The following is a 22,319-nucleotide window of genomic DNA, read 5'->3' on the forward strand; positions in this document are numbered from 1 at the left end:
TGCCCTCACCCTAACCCTCTCCCACCGGGAGAGGGAACATAATAAGGAGTCGATATGGTCACCGCACTCATCACCGTCGCCGCCCTCGCCTGGATCTGCCAGATGGCGTTTGGCGGCTGGCAGATCCACCAGTTTAACCGCGCGTTTGACGCGCTGTGTCAGAAAGGTCGCGTCGGGGTCGGGCGTTCCGGCGGACGCTTCAAACCGCGAGTCGTCGTCGCCGTTGCGCTGGATGAAAACAATCACGTCTGCGATTCCCTCATCATGCGCGGCATGACCGTCTTCGCCCGTCCGGCGAAAATCCAGGCGATCAACGGCATTTCGCTGCAGGAATTACGGCCTGATGTGATCTTTCCCCATGATCCACTCTGTCAGAATGCACTATCATTAGCGCTTAATCTGAAACATGGATAATTTCGTTGTGAAAGCTATAGACTTGCGAAATTATCATTTCGCAACCTAAGGAACGAAGCGCCTATGAAACCTCGTCAGCGGCAGGCGGCCATTCTCGAGCATCTGCAAAAGCAGGGAAAATGCTCGGTAGAGGATCTGGCCCACTACTTTGACACCACCGGCACGACAATACGCAAGGACCTGGTATTGCTCGAAAACTCTGGCGCCGTCATTCGAACCTACGGCGGCGTGGTGCTCAACAAGGACGAAGCGGACCCGCCTATCGATCACAAAACGCTGATCAATACCCACCAGAAAGCGCTGATTGCCGAAGCCGCCGTCAAATTTATCCACGATGGCGACTCCATCATTCTGGATGCAGGCAGCACCGTCCTGCAGATGATCCCGCTGCTCAGCCGCTTTAACAACATCACGGTGATGACCAACAGCCTGCACATCGTCAACGCCCTGTCGGAGTTTGACAGCGAGCAGACCATCCTGATGCCCGGCGGCACCTTCCGCAAAAAATCGGCGTCGTTTCACGGCCAGCTGGCGGAGAATGCCTTCGACCACTTCAGCTTTGATAAACTCTTTATGGGCACCGACGGCATCGACCTGAACGCAGGCGTTACGACGTTCAACGAGGTTTTCAGCGTCAGTAAAGCGATGTGCAACGCCGCGCGGGAAGTGATTTTGATGGCAGACTCGTCGAAGTTTGGCCGCAAAAGCCCCAACATTGTCTGTAGCCTTGAAAGCGTTGATAAGCTGATTACCGACGCGGGTATCGACCCGGCGTTCAAGAAAGCGCTGGAAGAGAAAGGAATCGACGTGATCGTAACCGGAGAGAGAGATGAGTGATTTTCTGTTAGAAACGGGCCGCCAGACGCTGATGCTGGAACTGCAGGAAGCCAGCCGCCTGCCGGAACGTCTGGGCGAGGATTTTGTCCGCGCCGCCAACACCATTATCCACTGCGAAGGCAAAGTGATCGTGGCGGGCATCGGTAAATCCGGCCATATCGGCAAAAAGATTGCCGCGACGCTCGCGAGCACCGGCACCCCGGCTTTTTTTGTGCATCCGGCAGAGGCGCTGCACGGCGATCTGGGGATGATTGAAAGCCGCGACGTGATGCTGTTTATCTCCTACTCCGGTTCGGCCAAAGAGCTGGACCTGATTATTCCACGCCTGCAGGAAAAATCGGTCGCCCTGCTGGCGATGACCGGGAAGTCCCGCTCGCCGCTGGCGCTGGCCGCCAAAGCGACGCTGGACATATCCGTCGAGCGCGAAGCCTGCCCGATGCACCTCGCCCCGACCTCCAGCACCGTTAACACCCTGATGATGGGCGACGCGCTGGCAATGGCGGTGATGCAGGCGCGTGGCTTTAACGAAGAAGATTTCGCCCGTTCGCATCCGGCGGGCGCGCTCGGCGCACGCCTGCTCAACAAGGTTCACCACCTGATGCGCACCGACGATGCCATTCCGCAGGTCAAACTCGATACCAGCGTCATGGACGCGATGCTGGAGCTGAGCCGCACCGGTCTGGGGCTGGTAGCGGTCTGCGATGACAGCGGGAGCGTTAAGGGCGTGTTCACCGACGGCGACCTGCGCCGCTGGCTGGTGGGCGGCGGCAGGCTGGAAGCGCGGGTTTCGGAAGCGATGACCCAGGGCGGGCTGACGCTGAACGCCGGGAGCCGCGCCATTGAAGCCAAAGAGGTGCTGATGAAGCGCAAAATCACCGCCGCACCGGTGGTGGATGATTCCGGCAGGCTGTGCGGCGCCATCAACCTGCAGGATTTCTATCAGGCCGGCATTATCTAACCCTTCAGTCCCAGACGCTTCGCCAGCCTGTGCAGGTTGGCGACGTCCATCTCCAGCGCACGCGCGCACGCCGCCCAGCTGCGGTTATTCTGCTCCAGCGCGCGGGTAATCATCTGACGCTGAAACGCCTCTGTAGCTTCACGCAGATTTTCATTCACCGTTTCTGGTAGAGCCTGGGCGATTGCCGGTGCGGTTTCATCCTGCAGCGCAAAATGCCGCGCGTGGATCACCACTTCGTCACCCGAACGCGTCGCCCGCGCCACCACCACCGCGCGGTGGATCGCGTGCTCCAGCTCGCGCACGTTGCCCGGCCAGCCGTAGCTCAGCAGATGCGCCCTCGCTCCAGGACTCAGCACCACGCGGGAAAGCCCCATCCTGAGACGGCACTGCTCGCAGAAAAAGCCCGCCAGCAGCACCACGTCGTCCCCGCGCTCGCGCAGCGGCGGCACGGTAAGCGGGAACACGCTCAGGCGATGAAACAGGTCGGCGCGGAACTGCCCTGCCACCACCGCTTCACGCAGGTCGCGGTTCGTTGCCGCCAGCACGCGAACGTCCACCCTGTGGCTTCGGTCATCCCCCACGCGCTGGATGTCGCCGTACTGCAAAACACGCAGCAGCTTGGCCTGCAGCGACAGGGAGAGCTCGCCGATTTCATCCAGAAACAGCGTGCCGTTATCGGCCATTTCGAACTTGCCGCTGCGGTTGCTGATGGCCCCGGTAAACGCCCCTTTAACGTGACCAAACAGCTCGCTTTCCGCCACGCTTTCCGGCAGCGCGGCGCAGTTGAGGTACACCAGCGGGTTCACCGCGCGCGGCGAGGCTTCGTGAATGGACTTCGCCACCAGCTCCTTGCCGGTGCCGGTTTCCCCGAAGATCAGCACGTTCAAATCTGAGGCGGCGACAATCTCAATCTCTTTTTTGAGCTGCGCCATGCCCGGAGAAAGGCCGATCATCTCCGTTTGCGTCACCTGCTCAAACGCCGCCGGGCTGCCGGGAAGAATGTTCTGGCTCTCCAGCTGTTCAATCAGCAGGGCATTGTTCAGCGCCCCGGCGGCCAGGGCGGCAATCAGGCGCAGCTCTTCGTCGCTAAAGGTGTCGAACTGGTCCGGCGACAGGCCGTCGAGGGTCAGCGCGCCGATCAGGTTTTGCCCGGCAAATAAAGGCAGGCCGATACAGGCGTGAACCTTCAGGCTCTCCTGTCCGGGAATAAGCCCGTCGTACGGGTCGGGCAGATCGCTGTCCGCCGGGAAGCGCACTACGTCACCCGCGCGGGCGATGGTTTCCAGACGCGGATGGCCCTCAAGGGTAAAACGCCGCCCGAGCACGTCCTTCGCCAGCCCGTCGATAGCCAGCGGAATAAACTGCCGCCCCTCGTAGCGCAGCAGCGCCGAGGCGTCGCACTCAAGCACGTGGCGCAGCGTGGAGATCAGCCGCTGAAAGCGGTCCTGATGGCCGATACCGGTCTGCAGCTCAATGGCGATCTTCGCCAGCACGTCTACGGAAAAGCTCATAGAGACCTCGCTGTCATTTTGACAATGCATGTTGTCATATTGACACTACTTTGGGTAGTCATAATGACTACCCATTACGGATCATAAAAATATTAATTAATTAAAATCAATAAATTAAAAACTGGCACGCAACTTGATATAGGCAAATCATCTTATTTGAAAATGCTGTATTACGTAGAGGTTGCTATGTCTATTCTGGTTAAAAATAACATTCATTGGGTCGGTCAACGTGACTGGGAAGTGCGCGATTTCCACGGGACGGAATACAAAACGCTGCGCGGCAGCAGCTACAACAGCTATCTCATCCGCGAAGAAAAAAACGTGCTGATCGATACCGTCGATCACAAGTTCAGCCGCGAGTTCGTGCAGAACCTGCGCAGTGAAATCGACCTGGACGCCATCGACTACATCATCATCAACCACGCGGAAGAGGACCACGCCGGCGCGCTGACCGAGCTGATGTCTTACATCCCGAACACGCCGATCTACTGCACCACCAACGCCATCGACTCGATCAACGGCCACCACCACCATCCGGAGTGGAATTTCCACACCGTTAAAACCGGCGACGCGCTGGATATAGGCAACGGCAAGCAGCTGATCTTCGTGGAAACGCCGATGCTGCACTGGCCGGACAGCATGATGACCTACATGACCGACGACGCGGTGCTGTTCAGCAATGACGCCTTCGGCCAGCACTACTGCGACGAGCGCCTGTTCAACGACGAAGTGGACCAGACCGAACTCTTCGAGCAGTGCCAGCGCTACTACGCCAACATTCTGACCCCGTTCAGCCGCCTGGTGACGCCAAAAATCACCGAGATCCTCGGCTTTAACCTGCCGGTGGACATGATTGCCACCTCCCACGGCGTGGTGTGGCGTGAAAATCCCACCCAGATTGTGGAGCTCTACCTGAAATGGGCGGCGGACTATCAGGAAGACCGCATCACTATTTTCTACGACACCATGTCCAACAACACCCGCATGATGGCGGACGCCATTGCCCAGGGCATCAACGAAGTGGACCCCAACGTGGCGGTGAAAATCTTCAACGTGGCGCGCAGCGATAAGAACGAGGTATTGACCAACGTCTTCCGCTCTAAGGGCGTGCTGGTGGGCACCTCCACCATGAACAACGTGATGATGCCGAAAATTGCCGGTCTGGTGGAAGAAATGACCGGTCTGCGTTTTCGCAACAAGCGCGCCAGCGCCTTTGGCTCCCACGGGTGGAGCGGCGGCGCGGTAGACCGTCTGTCTACGCGCCTGCAGGATGCGGGCTTTGAGATGTCCCTCAGCCTGAAGGCGAAATGGCGCCCGGATATCGACGCCCAGGAGGTCTGCCGCCAGCACGGCCGCGACATTGCCCGTCAGTGGGCGCTCGCACCGCTTCCGCAAGCTGCCGAACCAACCGCACAGCAGGAAACCTGCGCCTGCGCCGCCGCGGCAGCCGCCGATGCCGGACCGCGCATGCAGTGCAGCGTCTGCCAGTGGATTTACGACCCGGCGCTGGGCGAGCCGCGGCAGGACGTTGCGCCGGGCACGCCGTGGAGTGACGTGCCGGAAAACTTCCTCTGCCCGGAGTGTTCACTCGGTAAAGACGTCTTTGACGAACTGGGTACGGAGGCAAAATGAACAACGGTATCGTCATCATCGGCTCGGGCTTTGCCGCCCGCCAGCTGGTGAAAAACATCCGCAAGCAGGACGCCAGCGTGCCGCTGACGGTGATCGCCGCCGACAGCATGGACGAGTACAACAAGCCTGATCTAAGCCACGTGATTAGTCAGCATCAGCGCGCCGAAGACCTCACCCGCCAGACGGCGGGGGAGTTCGCGGAACAGTTTAACCTGCGTCTGTTCCCGTACACCTGGGTCACCGACATCGACGCTGCCGCCCACGAGGTGAAAGCAAAAGAGAAAACCTGGCAGTACGACAAACTGGTGCTGGCCACGGGTGCCTCTGCGTTTGTGCCGCCGGTTGAAGGCCGCGAGCTGATGTGCACCCTCAACAGCCAGCAGGAGTATCAGGCCAGCGAAACGGCGCTTCGCGACGCGCAACGCGTGATGATTGTCGGCGGCGGGCTGATAGGCACCGAGCTGGCGATGGATTTCTGCCGGGCGGGTATATCCGTGACTCTGGTCGACCACGCGGCAAGCATTCTGTCGTCGCTGATGCCCGCAGAAGTAAGCAGTCGCTTACAGCATCGCCTGACCGACATGGGGGTGCATCTGCTGTTGAAATCGCAGCTGCAAAGCCTGAGCAAAACCGAAGGCGGCATTCGTGCCACTCTCGACCGCAGCCGCAGCGTTGAGGTGGATGTGGTAATCGCTGCAACGGGCCTGCGCCCGGAAACCACGCTGGCGCATCGCGCAGGCGCCGAAATACAGCGTGGCGTGAAGGTAAATAGCTACCTGCAAACCACGCAACCTGATATTTACGCGTTAGGTGACTGCGCTGAAATTAACGGTCAGGTACTGCCCTTTTTACAGCCAATTCAATTAAGCGCGATGTATCTGGCGAAAAACCTGCTCGGCGGCAGCGCGCCGCTGAAATTACCCGCCATGCTGATTAAAGTCAAAACGCCAGAATTACCGCTGCATCTTGCCGGTGAAACGCAGCGTCAGGATCTGAACTGGCAAATTACCCTCGAACCGCAGGGAATGGTCGCGCGCGGCGCGGATAACGAGGGTCAGATTCGCGCTTTTGTGGTTAGTGAAGACCGGATGAAGGAGGCTTTCGCACTGCTGAAACTGTTACCTGCTTAACCCTCTCGTTGCCGGGCGGCGCTTCGTTTACCCGTCCAACAACGAGTCTACGCAGAGTTAACCTTTGAATTTTATTATTCACCGCCCCGATATTCCGGGGCTTTTTCTTACGCATTCTATTCATTAAATAAATGCAAAGTAGATATATCATCGCCATCAATCCCTTATTTATTATTTTCGTAAATGCTTTAATATGAAACAGCTTAAAAACATCATCCAGATTTATTATTGGCAGCTGACTCAGTCTGAAAAGACATCATCAGCAGGAGGCAAATAATGGCGAATTTTTATAAATAACTCAATTATCTTTCTCGTTATTTCACACAAGCGAAGAATGCGGAATATATTTATTCCGCAAAAGTTCTACATTTTCAGCACCTTTTTTATCGGTATGCCGCTATGCGCCAGCCATTGAGGAAGTCGCGGAGGTTGCGCCGTGCAGGAGCCGGTTCAGGAACGTACCACCAGCGCGTCGTAGCCGCGCCAGCGGTAGTTGACCATGGAGATCAGCCAGCAGGCGACAAACAGCCCGACCACCGCAAACCCGGCGTTGCCCAGGTTGTCGTTTACCGCGCCAATCAGATCCCACACGCCGCCGCTGAGGGAAAATTTGTCCATCAGCAGCCCCAGAGCTTCCAGCCCGCCGATAAACAGCGCCACTATCACGGAGGTGCCGGTGATGGTCATGTTGTAGTAGAGCTTGCGCTGCGGCTTGTTGAACGCCCAGCCGTAGGCACCGACCATCAACAGGTTATCGAGGGTATCCACCAGCGCCATGCCGCTGGCGAAGAGCGCCGGGAAGACCATGATTGACCACACCGACATCCCGCTTGACGCGCTGGCGGCAGAGATCCCCAGCACGCCAATCTCGGTGGCCGTGTCAAAGCCGAGGCCAAACAGGAAACCGACCAGGTACATCTGCCAGCTTTTATTCACCAGGCGGAAGGTTTTGCCAAACAGCCAGTTCATGACGCCGCCCTGGGCAGGGAGCGTGATGTCGCCCTGCACTGACCTGCCCTGTTTCAGCGCCTGAAAACTGCGCCAGACGCCGCGCAGGATCACCATGTTCACCAGCGCCATCGCCAGCAGGAAGGTGGCGGAAACCGCGGTGCCGATCAGGCTGCCGGTTTCGTGGAACCACTCCATGTTTTTCTGAAACGCCGTCGCGGTAGCGGCAATAGCAATAGAGGCCAGCACCACGATGGTGGAGTGCCCCAGCGAGAACCACGCCCCCACGCCGGACGGACGTTTGCCCTGCTGCATCATCTTACGCGTCACGGTATCAATCGCCGCGATGTGGTCAGCGTCCACCGCGTGACGCAGCCCGTAGCACCACGCCAGCAGGCTGGCGGCCATCAGCGCCGTGCTGCCGCTAAAAGCGTGCCATGCCCATCCCCAGGCCAGCAGGTTTGCCATTACCAGAGCCAGCAGCAGAAGCGCGGCGCGAGGTTCATTGCGTAAGAGTCGTAACATTTTAAGTCCTTTGTGAACATGACCGGGCAGCGGCGATCGCCGCCTGCCCGAAGGAGATCGCTCCGTCACCTGCGGGCAGGCGCGAAGGAAAAAGAAGCGTTAAGTCAGAAAGATAATGACGCAGGCGCGCGCGCAGCAGACGGTTGTGCAGCACGCCGCCGCTGAGACAGATTGTCGACAGCGACAGGCGTCGTGCATGGCGCGCGGCGAGTTCCGCCAGCCCTTTTGCCAGCGCGTCGTGAAACGCCCACGCGCGCTCGCAGGGCTCAGCCTGCCAGGCCAGCCACTGCTGCCAGAAAAGCGCAAGGTTGTCGACAGACAACGTCACCGGATGGTCGACGCCCGCGCATTGCGAGGCCAGCGATTCCAGCCGGCAGGCCGCTTCACCTTCCCAGGATTGGGTTTCAATACCCAGCGCGCAGGCGACCGCATCAAACAGGCGACCACAGGACGAGGCCTGCGGTGCGTTGATGCCGCGCCGGATCGCCGTTGCCAGCAGCGGCCAGTTTTGACGCTGAACCGCGCGCGTTTCCGGGTACTGCTGCCAGTCAGGGACAAACGCCAGGCAGTGGGCGAGCAGATTGCGCCACGGCTGCCGCGCCGCCAGATCGCCCCCCGGCAGCGCAACGGCAGGCAGCCCGCCCAGACGCTCGCACGCGAGATAGTTCACCCGCAGGCACTCCCCGCCCCACAGCGCGCCGTTCTCGCCCATGCCGATCCCGTCCAGCGTCAGGGCAATCGCGTCTCCGCCGTCGAGAGGCCAGCCGTTCTCCGCCAGGCACGCCGCCGCGTGGGCGTGATGATGGAGCACGGTTTCAACGGGCAGCCCCTGCGCCTGCGCCCATCGTTGCGTGTGATAGCCCGGATGGGCGTCGCACACCACGCGCTTCGGCTGAAAGGCGTAAATTTTCTGCATCAGCGAGAGCGCGCCTCGCCACTGCGCTTCGACGCCCTCGTCACCGAGATCGCCAAAATGCTGGCTCAGCACCGCCTGGCTGCCACGCACCAGGCAGAAGGTGTTTTTCATCTCCGCGCCGGTGCATAGCATGGCAGGGATATTCTCAAAACCCGCAGGCAACGTGACGGCATCCGGCACAAAACCGCGCGCGCGGCGAAGCATCGTGCCGTCCCGATCCATCACCGAATCGTCCATCCGCTGCAGGATATCGCGGTTGTGCAGCAGGAAGCCGTCCGCGATGTCGCCGAGTTCATCCAGCGCCTGCTGGTTGGTCATGGCAGGCGGTCTGCCGCTGAGGTTGCCGGAAGTCATCACCAGCGGGCGCTGGCAGTCCATCATCAGAAGGTGTTGCAGCGGGTTAGCGGGAAGCATGATGCCAATACAATCGAGCCCGGGTGCAATCCCTTCGGGAAACCCGGGAAGCGAGGCTTTTGGGGTCAGCACAATCGGCGCTGCGGAGGAGCGTAACAGCGTCTGGATCGCCTCCGGCACGCCGTCCGCATTTGGGATCATCACCGCCAGCGGCTTCGCGGGACGCTGCTTGCGAGCCCGGAGCGTCGCGACCGCCTGCGGATTACGCGCGTCGCAGACGAGATGAAAACCGCCCAGCCCTTTGACCGCGACTATGCCGCCGTTTTTCAGCATCGCCACCGCCGCGCTCAGCGCAGCCTCACGGGAAGCGGTGATGTCGCCCGCACGCCATTCCAGCGCTGGCCCGCAGTCCGGGCAGGCTACCGGCTGGGCGTGAAAACGTCGATCGGCGGGGTTGCGGTATTCCGTCTCACAAGGCAGGCAGAGGGGAAATGCGGCCATTGACGTGGCCGGACGGTCATAGGGCATCGCACGGATAATGGTAAACCGCGGCCCGCAGTGCGTGCAGTTGATGAACGGATAGCGATAGCGGCGCTCGGCAGGGTCGCGCATTTCAGCCAGGCACGCCGGACAGGTCGCGGCGTCGGGAACAATCTGGGTGTCCATCGCCCCGCCCGCGCTGTGGCGGATGGTAAAGTCCTCCGGCACCTGCGCCCAGGTAAACGGCTGCGTTTCAACGTGGTCAATGCGTGCCAGCGGCGGGCAGTCCTGATGCAGCCTCGCGGTAAAGGCCCCCCCATTACCCGCGAGGCGCACCAGCACGCCCTCTCCATCATTGCAGACGTCACCGGTTAACTGAAGCGCCTGCGCCAGCTGCCAGACGAAGGGACGAAACCCCACGCCCTGCACCTTGCCGCGCACGCGCAGCTGTACGCCGTTACTGCACATACGGTTCAGAACAGCAGCGATGACGACGTGTCGAATGCCGCGCGACGGCGCTTTTCGGCGCTCATCTGCTCAAGCTTGTCGCGATCCACGCAGACCAGCGCATGCGTCGGGCAGGCTTCCATGCAGGCCGGACCGGCGTCGCGGTGATAGCAAAGATCGCATTTGTTGGCTTCGGCTTTCTCCGCACGTACGCTCAGCCCCATGCCGCTGTTGCGTACCACCGGACGGACAACCACCTCCATCGCGCCGTACGGGCAGGCGACCACGCAGGTTTTGCAGCCAATGCAGCGCTCCTGCATGACGTGCACAAAGCCTTTCTCGCGTTTAATCGCCCCGTTCGGGCAGACGTTCGCGCACGGTGCGTCTTCGCACTGGCGACAGATGGCGGCGGTGGAAATATTCACGCCTTTGATGACGTGGATGCGCGGCAGGAAGGTGTCAGGGGTGAGCGACGCGCAGTCCTGCTCCGCCTGATGGGAAACCACGCACGCTACTTCACAGGTACGGCAGCCAATACACTTACTGGCATCGGCCATAATAAAACGGTTCATCTGCTTCTCCAGCATTACAGTTATGCGCGGAGATATTCATAAACCGTGCCAATAGTTAACCTATTGATTTTATAAGAATTTAAAAATTACGGCGGCGCTGTCATCGTCACTTATGACGATGACAGCTGTCGACATCAGCGGTGCGGGCCATCAATAACCGAGTCGCGCAGCACCAGCTCGCCGGAGAAGGTTTGCTGATACTTAAACTCACCGCCGTCGAGCATGAAGATCAGGCGGCTGATGGTCTCTTTGATCATCTCCGTCACCGGAATACGCACGCTGGAAAGCGACGGCACGATGTAGGGCGCGATGGCCACGTCGTCGAAACCGATCACCGACACCGCGTCCGGGGCGGCCACGCCGCTGTCGTGCAGCTGCTTCATGGCGCCGATCGCCATGTCGTCATTACTCGCCACCAGCGCCGTAAACCGTTCACCGCGCGCAAGCAGTTCGGCAACCGCCGCCGCGCCGCTGGCGGGGTTCCATTTCCCCTGCGCAACCAGCCCCTCGCGCAGCGGAATACCGTGCTGCGCCAGCGCGTCCTTGTAGCCGGAGAGACGCTCAACCCCGGTGGGAGAATCCAGCGAGCCGGTAATAAACGCGATCTCCCGGTGCCCTTTCGCAATCAGCTGCGACACCGCCTCCTGGCTGGAGGCTTTATGATCTGACCAGACGCAGTGGCTGCTGTTTTTCCGCAGGCGGCGGTTGAGCACCATGATGGGCTGTTCGCACTTCTCGACGATCTCATCCATCTCTTCCACGCTCAGGAAACGCGGATAGATGATCACCGCGTCGCAGCGCATATCGAGCAGGTACTGGATCGCCTCACGCTCTTCATCCGCGCTGTGCTTGCCGTCCGCGAGGATCAGCTGCCGCCCCTTTTCTTCCGTCATGCGCGCGGCGTGAAACAGGAGTTCGCTAAAGTAAACGCCGTGATAGAGGGTGTTAGTCACCACCAGCCCCAGCGTCTGGGTTCGTTTGGTCGCCAGGTTTCGCGCCAGTAAATTCGGGCGATAGCCGCTCTCTTCAATGGCCTGAAACACCCGGTCTTTGGTCTCCTGGCTGACGTAGCCATTTCCCGATAGCACCCGGGACACCGTGGCTTTCGAAACGCCTGCCCGCTTCGCCACTTCAAGCATCGTGGTCATGTTGTTATTCCGTCTGAATCTGATGGAGCGCAGTGTACTGCACTGCAGAAAAATTGTCGCAGCGGCGAAATCACGCTTTTGCTACACCATTGCGATCTGCATCACGAAACGAAAAAATGGTCAAAAAGCGATCTTGTTTCATCCAAAGAAACTCATGATGATTATGTGGAACCGGTTTCCTACATATCTCACAACAATAACAGGATCACATCCGATGGCCAAAAATTACGCTGCGCTGGCGAACGACGTTATCAGCGCGCTGGGCGGCAAAGAGAACATCGTCGCCGTCACCCACTGCATGACGCGTCTGCGTTTCGTACTGAAAGACGAAAGCCTGACCGACGCAGCGCGCCTGAAAAGCATCAGCGGCGTGCTCGGCGTAGTGCGCAACGACAACCAGTGCCAGGTCATTATTGGCAACACGGTTTCACAGGCGTACCGCGAAGTGGTAAGCCTGCTGCCCGCTGACCTGCAGCCCGCGGTGCCGGAAGGCCCGCAGAAGATGACCTTACGCCGCGTTGGCGCCGGGATCCTCGACGCGCTGATCGGCACCATGTCTCCGCTGATCCCGGCGATCATCGGCGGCTCGATGGTCAAGCTGCTGGCGATGATCCTCGAGATGACCGGCGTGCTGCCAAAAGGCGCGCCGACGCTCACTATTCTGACCGTCATCGGCGACGGCGCCTTCTTCTTCCTGCCGCTGATGGTGGCGGCCTCGGCGGCGGTTAAATTCAAAACCAACATGTCGCTGGCCATCGCCATCGCGGGCGTGCTGGTGCACCCGAGCTTTATCGAGCTGATGGCGAAAGCCGCGCAGGGCGAGCACGTTGAGTTCGCCTTTATTCCGGTGACGGCGGTGAAATACACCTACACGGTGATCCCGGCGCTGGTGATGACCTGGTGCCTGTCATACATCGAACGCTGGGTGGATCGCATTACCCCGGCGGTGACGAAAAACTTCCTCAAGCCGATGCTGATCGTGCTGATTGCCGCCCCGCTCGCCATCGTGCTGATTGGCCCGCTGGGGATCTGGATCGGTAGCGCCATCTCCGCGCTGGTCTACACCATTCACGGCTACCTGGGCTGGCTCTCCGTCGCCATCATGGGCGCGCTCTGGCCGCTGCTGGTGATGACCGGGATGCATCGCGTGTTTACGCCGACCATCATTCAGACCATTGCCGAAACGGGCAAGGAAGGGATGGTGATGCCGTCGGAAATCGGCGCCAACCTGTCGCTCGGCGGCTCGTCGCTGGCGGTGGCGTGGAAAACCAAAAACCCGGAGCTGCGCCAGACGGCGCTGGCGGCGGCAGCCTCCGCCATTATGGCGGGGATCTCTGAACCGGCCCTGTACGGCGTGGCGGTGCGTCTGAAACGTCCGCTGATTGCGAGCCTGATCAGCGGCTTTATCTGCGGGGCGGTCGCCGGCATGGCCGGTCTTGCCAGCCACTCAATGGCGGCACCGGGGCTGTTCACCAGCGTGCAGTTCTTTGACCCGGCCAACCCGATGACCATCGTCTGGGTGTTCGGCGTGATGGGGCTGGCAGTGGTGCTGTCGTTTGTTCTGACCCTGCTTTTAGGGTTTGAGGATATCCCGGTCGAAGACGAGGCTGAAAAAGCGCGCGCCCTGCAGACCGCACCGGTACAGAACAACGCAGCAAAAGCATAAATTGAAAGCGAGGTAAGAATGTCTGTTTTTCCACAAGGATTTTTATGGGGCGGCGCGCTTGCCGCCAACCAGAGTGAAGGTGCTTACCGTGAAGGCGGCAAAGGACTAACGACCGTCGATATGATCCCCCACGGCGCGAATCGCCTGGCGGTGAAGATCGGTAAGGAAAAGCGTTTTTCGCTGCGTGACGACGAGTTCTACCCGAGCCACGAAGCGATTGATTTTTACCATCGCTATAAAGAGGACATCGCCCTGATGGCGGAGATGGGCTTTACGGTGTTCCGCACCTCCATTGCCTGGAGCCGCCTCTACCCGAACGGCGACGAGCCGCTGCCGAACAAAGAGGGCATTGCCTTCTATCGCGCGGTGTTCGAGGAGTGCAAAAAGTACAACATCGAGCCGCTGGTTACGCTCTGCCACTTCGACGTGCCGATGCACCTGGTGACGGAATACGGCTCCTGGCGCAACCGTAAGATGGTCGATTTCTTCGCCCGCTACGCCCGCACCTGCTTTGAGGAATTTAACGGGCTGGTGAAATACTGGCTGACCTTCAACGAAATCAACATCATGCTGCACAGCCCGTTCTCCGGGGCGGGACTGGTGTTTGAGGAAGGCGAAAACGAAGACCAGGTGAAATACCAGGCCGCGCACCACGAGCTGGTGGCGAGCGCGCTGGCGACCAAAATTGCCCACGAGGTGAACCCGGAAAACCAGGTCGGCTGCATGCTGGCGGGCGGGAATTTCTATCCGTACTCCTGCAAGCCGGAAGACGTGTGGATGGCGCTGGAGAAAGACCGCGAGAACCTGTTCTTCATCGACGTGCAGGCGCGCGGCAGCTACCCGGCCTACTCAGCCCGCGTGTTCCGCGAGAAAGGCGTGGTGATTGTGAAAGATCCCGGCGACGACGAGCTGTTAAAAAACACCGTCGACTTTGTCTCGTTCAGCTATTACGCCTCGCGCTGCGCGTCGGCGGACATGAACGCGGGCAACACCAGCGCGGCGAACATCGTGAAGTCCCTACGTAACCCGCACATTCAGGTGAGCGAATGGGGCTGGGGCATCGACCCGCTCGGCCTGCGCATCACCATGAACATGATGTACGACCGCTACCAGAAGCCGCTGTTCCTGGTGGAAAACGGCCTGGGGGCGAAAGATGTCGTTGATGAAAACGGCGAGATTAACGACGACTACCGCATCAGCTATCTGCGCGAGCATATCCGCGCGATGGGCGACGCGATTGAGGACGGCGTGCCGCTGATGGGTTACACCACCTGGGGCTGTATCGACCTGGTGGCCGCCTCAACGGGCGAGATGAGCAAGCGCTACGGGTTTGTGTACGTCGACCGGGACGACGCAGGAAACGGCACGCTGGACCGCAAGCGCAAGAAATCGTTCTGGTGGTATAAGAAGGTGATTGCGAGTAACGGGGCGGATCTCGAGTAGCCTGTTGCCCTCACCCCGGCCCTCTCCCACAGGGAGAGGGAGAGGGGTTTGGCACTGCTCAGAGCTGAGAAAAACCTCCATCCCCAACCCACTCCGCAAGCCGTGAATAGACCCGTTCCACCGCCTCTTTCACCGGCGGCGTCATCGGGTAATAAAACCCCACGATGTCCGGCTGAATCCCCAAAAACAGCACCTCGCCCACGTCGTCTTTAATCTGATCGACCAGGTAGTTCAGCGGCATATTGTGGGTGGTCATCATAAACATCTCGGCGATGTCGTCCGGGTCAATCAGGCGGATCTCACCGGGGTTGAGCCCCATATCGGTGGCATCGACGATTAACAGCCTCTCCGGGCGCAGCTCGCGGATGGCGACCACGTCGTTTTCCGGCGCGCTGCCGCCGTCAATCACCACCCAACTGCCCTGCGGGTTTGCGGCGCACATCTCTGCCAGCAGCGGGCCCGCGCCGTCGTCGCCCATCATGCTGTTGCCGACACACAGTAAAACGTCAGTCACGTAATCTCCTCACCATCAGGTAGATGGCGCTCTCCTGATGAATATCGTGCAGCATGCCGAGCAGCGTTTTGCTCCACGACTGCTGCTCGGGGGTTTGCCTGCCGAGCGCCGCGTCAAAGGCGTTGGCGAGCATCGCAATGTGGTTGGCGTCGATGACGATCTCGCCGTACTTCGGCACGCCCTCCATCTTGCGCCGCGCCGTGCTGCCCTCCTCCAGCGTGGCGATCCATGCCAGGTACTCGGGCCACGGGCAGCTCAGCGCCGCCTCCAGGCAGTCAATCACCCCGAGGTGATGCCCAATCGCCAGGCTGTAATAGACCACCTGCTGCGCCGCGTCGGGCGTGGCATCGTTCTCATCAATAAACTTACGGCTCAGCTGGCTGAACACCACCGTTTCACTCATCGGATACGCGCCTCATCCACGATGCTGTTCAGGTTCGCCACGATCTCATTGAGACGCGGATCGTTTTCCGCCTCCAGCCAGCGCGCCACCTGATGGTCGCCCTGGCTCAGCAGGCGCAGATAATCATCGGCAATCTGACGCCCGTAGCGATAGCCCGCCAGCCTGCGCGCCGTGCGGTCAATCTTCACCCGCAGCGGCTGGACCATGTCCGGGTGCAGGATGGCCGCAGGCCGGTTGTCCAGCTCGCCCGGCTCGCGGGCGTGGATTTTCTGCTCCAGCAGGCCAAGCGCCATCGCGAAGCCGTACAGCGTCGCGGCGGGCGTTGGCGGGCAGCCCGGAATGTAGACGTCCACCGGCACGATTTTGTCGGTGCCGCCCCAGACGCAGTAAAGGTCGTGGAAGATACCGCCGCTGTTGCCGCAGGCCCCGTAGGAGATGCAGATTTTCGGGTCCGGCGCGGACTGCCAGGCGCGCAGCGCCGGCGAGCGCATGGCGCGGGTGACGGCCCCGGTAAACAGCAGAATGTCCGCATGACGCGGGGACGGCACCACTTTGATGCCGAAGCGCTCGGCGTCAAACAGCGGCGACAGCGTAGCGAAGATCTCGATCTCGCAGCCGTTGCAGCCGCCGCAGTCCACGCGGTAGACGTAGGCCGAGCGTTTGATTTTTTTCAGCAGCGACGCCTTCATGCTGGCGATGGACTCCTCCACCGTCATCGGCACAGGAATGCCGTTAGCGTCTCGCGGGCCCAGTAGGTTTTCCATCAGCTGGCCTCTCTCATATGGCGGGTGATATCAATACGGTCGGACGGCAGCAGGCACTTCTGACGCTTGCACTCCGGGCAGGTTTCAAAGCTTTCGCGGTGGTGCTCCGCGCGGGCGTCACCGTTGTGCTGCAGCAGCGCGATGGCATAGTCGATCTCTTTTTGCACGGCGAACGGGCGCCTGCACACGCGGCAGCTGCACAGGTCAAAGCGCGACTGCTGGAGGAAGTCCTCCTTCTTCCACACCGCCAGCTCGTACTCCTGCGACAGGCGAATGGCGACCGTCGGGCAGACCTCCTCGCAGCGGCCGCAGAAGATGCAGCGCCCGAGGTTAAACTGCCAGGCCAGTTCGCCGGTTTTGAGATCCGTTTCGACCGTTAAGGCGTTCGACGGGCAGGCGTTGACGCAGGCCGCGCAGCCGATGCATTGCTGCGGGTTGTGCTCCGGCTTGCCGCGAAAGTTTTTATCCACCGGCATCGGCTCCAGCGGATAGCTGCTGGTCTGCGTGCCCGTTTTGATTACTTTTTTGATAAAGGTAAACATGGCGAGTCCTTATTTCAGCGGCGAGTTTTTACGCTCGATGCTGTAGCGCTCAAGCTCTTTGTACGGCACCACCTGGCTTTTTTTCTTGCGCACGTCGACCACGGTCATGCGGTCAGTGCAGGAGTAGCACGGGTCGAGGCTGCCGATGATCAGCGGCGCATCGGAAACCGTGTTGCCGCGCAGCATATAGCGCAGGGTTGGCCAGTTGGCGTAGGTGGCCGCGCGGCAGCGCCAGCGGTAGAGCTTCTGGTTGTCGCCGGTCATGCTCCAGTGGATATCGTCCCCGCGCGGCGCTTCGGCAAAGCCGAGGGCAAAGCGGTTAGGAATGTAGGTAAAGCCCTCCACCATCAGCGGGCCGCCGGGAAGGTTATCGAGACCGAAGTCGATCATGTTCAGGGCGGTGAACACCTCGTTGATACGCACCTTGAGGCGCGAGATGACGTCGCAGCCCTGCTCGCTGTGCACGGTCATCGGCAGCAGGCCGTAGCCGACGAACGGGTGATCGGCGCGCGTGTCGCGGGCGTGGCCGCTGGCGCGCACCATCGGGCCGACGTTGCTGAAGTCGCGGGCAATTTCCGGGTCAAGGCGGCCGATGCCGACGGTGCGCTGCTCGATGTTTGGCGTGCTGAGCAGCATGTCCACCAGCTCCTGCACGTCGCGGCGCATCTGCTGCGCCAGCTGGCGGGTCTGGATCATGTCGTCCTTCAGCAGGTCGCGGCGGATCCCGCCGATCAGGTTCAGGCCGTAGGTTTTACGCGCCCCGGTGAGGATCTCCGCCATCTTCATTGACGCCTCGCGCACGCGGAAGAACTGCATAAACCCGGAGTCAAAGCCGACGAAGTGGCAGGCCAGGCCGAGGTTCAGCAGGTGCGAGTGCAGACGCTCCACCTCCAGCAGAATGGCGCGGATCATCTGCGCGCGCTCCGGTACCACGATCCCCATGCCGTTCTCCACCGAGGTGGTGTAGGCGGTGCTGTGGGCGAAGCCGCAGATGCCGCACACGCGGTCAGAGAGGAACGTCACCTCGTTGTAGCCCATGCGGGTTTCCGCCAGCTTTTCCATGCCGCGGTGGACGTAGAACAGGCGGTAGTCGGCGTCGATGATGTTCTCGCCGTCGACGAACAGGCGGAAGTGGCCCGGTTCGTCAGAGGTGACGTGCAGCGGGCCGATCGGCACCACGTTGTTCTTCTTGCTGCCGAGCTCGTTGATAAACTCGTAGGTTTCGCTGTCGGTGGTCGGCGCCGGGCGCTGGCGGTAGTCCATGCTGTCTTTGCGCAGCGGATAGAGTTCGTCCGGCCAGTCGTCCGGCAGCACCAGGCGGCGCTCGTCCGGCAGGCCGACCGGCACCAGGCCGTACATGTCGCGCACTTCGCGCTCGCCCCAGACGGCGGCGGGCACGCGCGGCGTGACGGACGGGTATTCCGGCTTAGCCGGGTCGACTTCGACGCGCACGGTGAGCCAGCACTTTTCGCCCTGCTCCATCGACATCACGTAGTACACCGTATAGTTGCCGCACAGCTGGCGCTCGTCGTTGCCGAACAGCACCGACAGCCAGCCGCCCTGCTGGTAGTACAGAAACTCGACCACTTCCGGCAGATAGTTCACCTTAATGGTGACGGTTACCTGGTCTTTGGTTTGCCAGGACTCCTCCAGCACCACACCGGGGAAAGCCTGATGCAACGCGGAGAGGTACTGCTGGCCTTTCTTTTCTTCAGACATAAATACTCTCTTTAATCACGCCACCAGCAAGGAGACGAACGCTAAAAATGCAAAACCAAAACCGGCCCAGGTAATGCGCGACGTTTCCACAAAACGCAGACGCGCCATGCTGTTTTCAAACAGGGCAATCACCAGCACGCCGACCAGCAGCTTGAGGACGGCAACCACGACGGCCAGCAGCAGACCGCCCGCGGAGAAGTGCGTCATCTGTCCCCACGGGAAGAAGACGCCGACAAACATCTGCAGCACCACCAGCTGCTTGAGGCTGATGCCCCACTTCAGCACCGCGAAGCCGTAGCCGCTGTATTCGGTAAGCGGCCCTTCCTGCAGCTCCTGCTCGGCTTCCGCCAGGTCGAACGGCAGTTTGCCCATCTCAATAAACGTGGCGAACGCGCAGGCGCACAGCGCCAGCACCAGCGGGATCGAGCGCGCCACCGGCCAGTGGTAAACGGTGTGGGTGATAAAGCTGACGTGGGTAGAGCCCGCGACCTGCGCGGCGACCCACAGCCCCAGCAGCAGGATCGGCTCCACCAGTACGCCGAGCATTGCCTCGCGGCTGGCACCGATGCCGGTAAACGGGCTCCCGGTGTCCAGGCCCGCAATCGCAAAGAAGAAGCGGGCGATGGCAAAGAGGTAAATCAGCGTGATCAGATCGCCAAGCACGGGCAGCGGCGACGCCACCGTCACCACCGGCAGCGCGGTGGCGATGGTCAGCATCACGCCCACCATCACAAACGGCGTCAGGCGGAAGACCCAGCCTGCTGCATCCGGCGCGACGCTCTGACGGGAGAGCAGTTTAAAGAGATCGCGGTACTCCTGGAGCACCCCGGGCCCGCGACGGTTGTGCATCCGGGCGCGCGCCACGCGCGTGATGCCCGACAGCAGCGGCGCGGCGGCGAACAGCACCAGCGCCTGAAGAATTGCCAGTAACAGACTCATGTCAGGCTCCTCGTGAAATCACAATGACCACCAGCACCGCCAGCTCGATGACCGCCAGACGGCGGAACAGTGCGGGCGCGGCGGCACTCTGCCAGCCGGGTACCCAGCCCACCGGGTTCAGCCAGTGACGCAGCTTCAGCATGGCGGCGAAGTTCTCCTTCACCGGCATGGCAAAACCGTGGGCGGTGATGACCATCGACTGTTCGTGTTCGTAGCCGCAGGCCCACGCCGCACCGCGCGAGCGGGAGGCGAGCCGGTCGCGTTTAAAGAACAGCATCAGGACGAGCGGCAGCAGCGGTGCGCCAATCAGCAGCAGCGCGATCATGGGCTGAGAGACGGTGGTATTCGCCACGCTCAGCGGCAGCGGAATAGCGTTGCCCAGCAGCGGCAGCAGCCACGGCGCGGCGACGCCGCCCGCGATGCAGCACAGCGCCAGCGCGACCACGCTCACGCCCATCAACAACGGTGCGCAGCAGGCGTTTTCCGCTTCGCGGGTGCGCGGCGCGGCGAGGAAGGTCACGCCGTAGACTTTCGCCATGCACATCACCGCCAGCGCCCCGGTTATCGCCAGTCCAACCGCCAGCAGCGGGCCGAGCAGGCGTGCGATAAATGCGTCGCTCTGGCCGAGCGCGAAGAAGGACTGGTAGATCACCCACTCCCCGGCAAAGCCGTTCAGCGGCGGCAGCGCGGCCATTGCCATCAGACCCACCAGCATCGCCAGCGAAATGACGGGCATCTTTTTGCCAATCCCGCCCAGCTTTTCGATATCCCGATGGCCGGTGCGGAACCAGACGCTGCCCGCGCCGAGGAACAGGGTGCTTTTAAACAGGCTGTGGTTGACGAGGTGATACAGACCGCCGATAAAACCGGCGGCAATCAGCGCCGGCTGGTTGAGCGCCAGCCCGGTCACCCCCGCGCCAATGCCGAGCAGGATAATGCCAATGTTTTCCAGCGTGTGGTACGCCAGCAGGCGTTGAATATTGTGCTCCATCAGCGCGTACAGGCCGCCGACGAACGCGGTGATCATGCCCGTAATCAGCAGCACGACGCCCCACCACAGCGGCGGCTGTCCGCCGGTCAGCGTAATCGCCAGAATCCCGAACAGACCCACTTTCATCACCACCACAGAAAACAGCGCGGCGGCGGGCGCGGAGGCATTCGCATGCGCCTGCGGCACCCAGCCGTGCAGCGGGATGATGCCAGCGAGCAGGCCAAAGCCGAGCGTGCCCAGCAGCCAGACGTCGTTCCCCAGCGGATGCCCGTTGAGCGCAGCGAAGTCCAGCGTGCCGAAGCGGTGCCACACCAGCCAGCAGGCCAGCGCCAGCAGCAGCGTTCCGAGGCGTCCCAGAGCAAACCACAGCTTGCCGGAGGCGCTGCAGCCCGTCAGGAACACGCCGCACAGCGCCATGATTTCCGCCATCACCACCAGCGCGCCGAGGTTGCTGGCGATAACGGTGCAGACCGCCGCCGCCATCAGCAGGTTAACCAGCAGGCCGTTAGCCCTGACGTGCGGATGGCGGTGCCAGTCGATATTGAACAGGCTGATAAACAGCCCGCACAGGCCAAACGTCACCAGCCAGATGGCGTTCAGGGGCGCGATCTCCACGTTGTGGCGAATCAGCGGCATCACGGTCTCAGCGGACTGGCCGCCGAGCAGGACAACGCCGCCTGCTGCCAGCGTCATCAGGCTAGCAACCGCCCCGCCGAGTCCGGCGATCGCGCCGCTCAGGGTTTTATGGAATGAGAAGATCAGCGCCAGAACAGCGGCGCCAGCAAAACAGGCTACCGCGCTGGTAATCATCATCGCCGCGTTCATTTCGCCCCCTCGTTAAGCGCCTGTAACAGAGAAAGGTCGCCAAAATCACTGTTGATGGTCAGCTCGCGTTTACGCTTGCTGGTACGGGCGATGTCGCGAATGTTAACCAGAATCAACGCCTTAGTCGGGCAGGTGCGCACGCAGGCCGGCCCCTGCTCATCGAAGCTGCACAGGTCGCATTTCACCGCAACGGCACGGATGCCGGGCACCCAGTCCAGCAGCGTGCTTACGCGTGCCGGAGCCGGTGGTGCGGGCGGGGCTTTTGGCGAGTTGGCGTTCGCCGGAATATGCAGCGGACGGCTGCCGGAAAATTCAATCGCGCCGAACGGGCAGGCAATGCCGCACAGCTTGCAGCTTACGCACAGGCTTTCGTTCAGCTGGACAGCGCCATCAACGCGGGTGATGGCATTCACAGGGCAGACGCCCGCGCAGGGGGCGTCTTCACAGTGATGGCAGAGCTGCGGGGCAGACTCTTTTTCATTACGCATGACGTGCAGGCGCGGCATGGACTGCAGCCCATGCAGGCGATGCGTTTCCGAGCACGCCGCCTCACAGGTTCGACAGCCAATACAGACCGTCGAGTCAGCAATTACAAAACGGTTCACCGGGTTATCCTCTGGTGATAGTCATTTTTGTCGAAA

General features: G+C 61.0%; 20 protein-coding genes. 7 read left to right on the forward strand and 13 right to left on the reverse strand.

Going from position 1 to position 22,319, the window contains the following annotated elements:
- Window positions 1–54 precede the first annotated feature (54 nt).
- From gutM to gutQ, 3 genes are all read left to right on the forward strand, one after another.
- Window positions 55–414 carry a transcriptional regulator GutM gene (gutM, locus tag SPG90_RS12815; RefSeq protein WP_023308952.1) on the forward strand — a complete coding sequence of 120 codons (360 nt, stop codon included), beginning with the start codon at window positions 55–57 and terminating at the stop codon, window positions 412–414.
- Between the two features lie 63 nt (window positions 415–477).
- Complete coding sequence (gene srlR / locus SPG90_RS12820; protein ID WP_032640855.1) at window positions 478–1,251, forward strand: glucitol operon DNA-binding transcriptional repressor SrlR; 774 nt, start codon at window positions 478–480, stop codon at window positions 1,249–1,251.
- Window positions 1,244–2,209 (forward strand): arabinose-5-phosphate isomerase GutQ, encoded by a 966-nt coding sequence (gene gutQ, locus SPG90_RS12825; protein ID WP_126303025.1) that lies wholly within the window; start codon window positions 1,244–1,246, stop codon window positions 2,207–2,209. The genes srlR and gutQ overlap by 8 nt, the downstream gene beginning before the upstream one ends.
- Here the strand turns inward: gutQ and norR are convergent.
- A complete protein-coding gene (norR, locus tag SPG90_RS12830) occupies window positions 2,206–3,720 on the reverse strand; it encodes a nitric oxide reductase transcriptional regulator NorR (RefSeq protein ID WP_126303026.1) in 1,515 nt (504 codons plus the stop codon). The genes gutQ and norR overlap by 4 nt on opposite strands.
- Window positions 3,721–3,906: 186 nt before the next feature.
- Between norR and norV the strand changes: the two genes are divergently transcribed.
- Both norV and norW read left to right on the forward strand, forming a co-directional pair.
- A complete protein-coding gene (gene norV, locus SPG90_RS12835) occupies window positions 3,907–5,352 on the forward strand; it encodes an anaerobic nitric oxide reductase flavorubredoxin (protein WP_126303027.1) in 1,446 nt (481 codons plus the stop codon).
- Window positions 5,349–6,482 carry an NADH:flavorubredoxin reductase NorW gene (gene norW, locus SPG90_RS12840; RefSeq protein WP_322408178.1) on the forward strand — a complete coding sequence of 378 codons (1,134 nt, stop codon included), beginning with the start codon at window positions 5,349–5,351 and terminating at the stop codon, window positions 6,480–6,482. Before norV ends, norW begins: the two co-directional genes overlap by 4 nt.
- A 450-nt stretch (window positions 6,483–6,932) precedes the next feature.
- On the opposite strand, the gene SPG90_RS12845 is transcribed toward norW, so the two are convergent.
- The 4 genes from SPG90_RS12845 to SPG90_RS12860 all read right to left on the reverse strand — a co-directional run bounded on the left by SPG90_RS12845 (window position 6,933) and on the right by SPG90_RS12860 (window position 11,872).
- Window positions 6,933–7,955 (reverse strand): HoxN/HupN/NixA family nickel/cobalt transporter, encoded by a 1,023-nt coding sequence (locus SPG90_RS12845; protein ID WP_126303029.1) that lies wholly within the window; start codon window positions 7,953–7,955, stop codon window positions 6,933–6,935.
- 1 nt (window position 7,956) lies between these two features.
- Window positions 7,957–10,173 (reverse strand): carbamoyltransferase HypF, encoded by a 2,217-nt coding sequence (gene hypF / locus SPG90_RS12850; protein ID WP_126303030.1) that lies wholly within the window; start codon window positions 10,171–10,173, stop codon window positions 7,957–7,959.
- Between the two features lie 5 nt (window positions 10,174–10,178).
- Window positions 10,179–10,724 carry an electron transport protein HydN gene (gene hydN, locus SPG90_RS12855; protein ID WP_023308960.1) on the reverse strand — a complete coding sequence of 182 codons (546 nt, stop codon included), beginning with the start codon at window positions 10,722–10,724 and terminating at the stop codon, window positions 10,179–10,181.
- A gap of 134 nt (window positions 10,725–10,858) precedes the next feature.
- Window positions 10,859–11,872 carry a LacI family DNA-binding transcriptional regulator gene (locus SPG90_RS12860; RefSeq protein ID WP_126303031.1) on the reverse strand — a complete coding sequence of 338 codons (1,014 nt, stop codon included), beginning with the start codon at window positions 11,870–11,872 and terminating at the stop codon, window positions 10,859–10,861.
- 214 nt (window positions 11,873–12,086) lie between these two features.
- Here SPG90_RS12860 and ascF point away from each other — a divergent pair, with 214 nt between their 5' ends.
- Window positions 12,087–13,538, forward strand: a complete 1,452-nt coding sequence (gene ascF / locus SPG90_RS12865) for a PTS cellobiose/arbutin/salicin transporter subunit IIBC (protein ID WP_126303032.1) — start codon at window positions 12,087–12,089, stop codon at window positions 13,536–13,538.
- Between the two features lie 18 nt (window positions 13,539–13,556).
- Entirely contained in the window at window positions 13,557–14,981 is a 1,425-nt protein-coding gene (locus SPG90_RS12870) for a 6-phospho-beta-glucosidase (RefSeq protein WP_047173492.1), read from the forward strand.
- A gap of 58 nt (window positions 14,982–15,039) precedes the next feature.
- Here SPG90_RS12870 and hycI read toward each other — a convergent pair whose 3' ends face one another.
- From hycI to SPG90_RS12910, 8 genes are read right to left on the reverse strand one after another with little or no spacing between them, the layout of a single operon-like run.
- Window positions 15,040–15,495 (reverse strand): hydrogenase maturation peptidase HycI, encoded by a 456-nt coding sequence (hycI, locus tag SPG90_RS12875; RefSeq protein WP_045404203.1) that lies wholly within the window; start codon window positions 15,493–15,495, stop codon window positions 15,040–15,042.
- Window positions 15,488–15,898, reverse strand: a complete 411-nt coding sequence (locus tag SPG90_RS12880) for a formate hydrogenlyase maturation HycH family protein (RefSeq protein ID WP_023308965.1) — start codon at window positions 15,896–15,898, stop codon at window positions 15,488–15,490. The genes hycI and SPG90_RS12880 overlap by 8 nt, the downstream gene beginning before the upstream one ends.
- The gene (locus SPG90_RS12885) at window positions 15,895–16,662 is read right to left on the reverse strand and encodes an NADH-quinone oxidoreductase subunit B family protein (protein ID WP_033146382.1); all 768 of its coding nucleotides are present in this window, start codon (window positions 16,660–16,662) and stop codon (window positions 15,895–15,897) included. The genes SPG90_RS12880 and SPG90_RS12885 overlap by 4 nt, the downstream gene beginning before the upstream one ends.
- Window positions 16,662–17,204: a formate hydrogenlyase complex iron-sulfur subunit gene (locus SPG90_RS12890; protein ID WP_023308967.1), complete on the reverse strand. Its 543-nt coding sequence runs from the start codon at window positions 17,202–17,204 to the stop codon at window positions 16,662–16,664. Before SPG90_RS12890 ends, SPG90_RS12885 begins: the two co-directional genes overlap by 1 nt.
- Before the next feature lie 9 nt (window positions 17,205–17,213).
- Entirely contained in the window at window positions 17,214–18,923 is a 1,710-nt protein-coding gene (locus SPG90_RS12895; protein ID WP_126303033.1) for an NADH-quinone oxidoreductase subunit C, read from the reverse strand.
- Window positions 18,924–18,938: 15 nt separating this feature from the next.
- Window positions 18,939–19,862, reverse strand: coding sequence for a respiratory chain complex I subunit 1 family protein (locus SPG90_RS12900; RefSeq protein ID WP_126303034.1), 924 nt, complete (start codon window positions 19,860–19,862; stop codon window positions 18,939–18,941).
- 1 nt (window position 19,863) lies between these two features.
- Entirely contained in the window at window positions 19,864–21,678 is a 1,815-nt protein-coding gene (gene hycC / locus SPG90_RS12905; RefSeq protein WP_126303035.1) for a formate hydrogenlyase subunit 3, read from the reverse strand.
- The gene (locus SPG90_RS12910) at window positions 21,675–22,283 is read right to left on the reverse strand and encodes a 4Fe-4S dicluster domain-containing protein (protein WP_023308971.1); all 609 of its coding nucleotides are present in this window, start codon (window positions 22,281–22,283) and stop codon (window positions 21,675–21,677) included. The genes hycC and SPG90_RS12910 overlap by 4 nt, the downstream gene beginning before the upstream one ends.
- Window positions 22,284–22,319: the final 36 nt, after the last annotated feature.

This window comes from Enterobacter sp. D2 (genome assembly GCF_034427575.1).
Taxonomy (GTDB): domain Bacteria; phylum Pseudomonadota; class Gammaproteobacteria; order Enterobacterales; family Enterobacteriaceae; genus Enterobacter; species Enterobacter cloacae_M.

Coding starts and splice junctions, on each gene's coding strand:
- hypF (WP_126303030.1), bottom strand. CDS start 10,173: ATGTGCAGTAACGGCGTACAGCTGCGCGTGCGCGGCAAGGTGCAGGGC.
- SPG90_RS12895 (WP_126303033.1), bottom strand. CDS start 18,923: ATGTCTGAAGAAAAGAAAGGCCAGCAGTACCTCTCCGCGTTGCATCAG.
- ascF (WP_126303032.1), top strand. CDS start 12,087: ATGGCCAAAAATTACGCTGCGCTGGCGAACGACGTTATCAGCGCGCTG.
- SPG90_RS12900 (WP_126303034.1), bottom strand. CDS start 19,862: ATGAGTCTGTTACTGGCAATTCTTCAGGCGCTGGTGCTGTTCGCCGCC.
- SPG90_RS12870 (WP_047173492.1), top strand. CDS start 13,557: ATGTCTGTTTTTCCACAAGGATTTTTATGGGGCGGCGCGCTTGCCGCC.
- hydN (WP_023308960.1), bottom strand. CDS start 10,724: ATGAACCGTTTTATTATGGCCGATGCCAGTAAGTGTATTGGCTGCCGT.
- SPG90_RS12845 (WP_126303029.1), bottom strand. CDS start 7,955: ATGTTACGACTCTTACGCAATGAACCTCGCGCCGCGCTTCTGCTGCTG.
- gutQ (WP_126303025.1), top strand. CDS start 1,244: ATGAGTGATTTTCTGTTAGAAACGGGCCGCCAGACGCTGATGCTGGAA.
- SPG90_RS12860 (WP_126303031.1), bottom strand. CDS start 11,872: ATGACCACGATGCTTGAAGTGGCGAAGCGGGCAGGCGTTTCGAAAGCC.
- srlR (WP_032640855.1), top strand. CDS start 478: ATGAAACCTCGTCAGCGGCAGGCGGCCATTCTCGAGCATCTGCAAAAG.
- hycC (WP_126303035.1), bottom strand. CDS start 21,678: ATGAACGCGGCGATGATGATTACCAGCGCGGTAGCCTGTTTTGCTGGC.
- gutM (WP_023308952.1), top strand. CDS start 55: ATGGTCACCGCACTCATCACCGTCGCCGCCCTCGCCTGGATCTGCCAG.
- norR (WP_126303026.1), bottom strand. CDS start 3,720: ATGAGCTTTTCCGTAGACGTGCTGGCGAAGATCGCCATTGAGCTGCAG.
- SPG90_RS12890 (WP_023308967.1), bottom strand. CDS start 17,204: ATGTTTACCTTTATCAAAAAAGTAATCAAAACGGGCACGCAGACCAGC.
- SPG90_RS12885 (WP_033146382.1), bottom strand. CDS start 16,662: ATGGAAAACCTACTGGGCCCGCGAGACGCTAACGGCATTCCTGTGCCG.
- SPG90_RS12880 (WP_023308965.1), bottom strand. CDS start 15,898: ATGAGTGAAACGGTGGTGTTCAGCCAGCTGAGCCGTAAGTTTATTGAT.
- norV (WP_126303027.1), top strand. CDS start 3,907: ATGTCTATTCTGGTTAAAAATAACATTCATTGGGTCGGTCAACGTGAC.
- norW (WP_322408178.1), top strand. CDS start 5,349: ATGAACAACGGTATCGTCATCATCGGCTCGGGCTTTGCCGCCCGCCAG.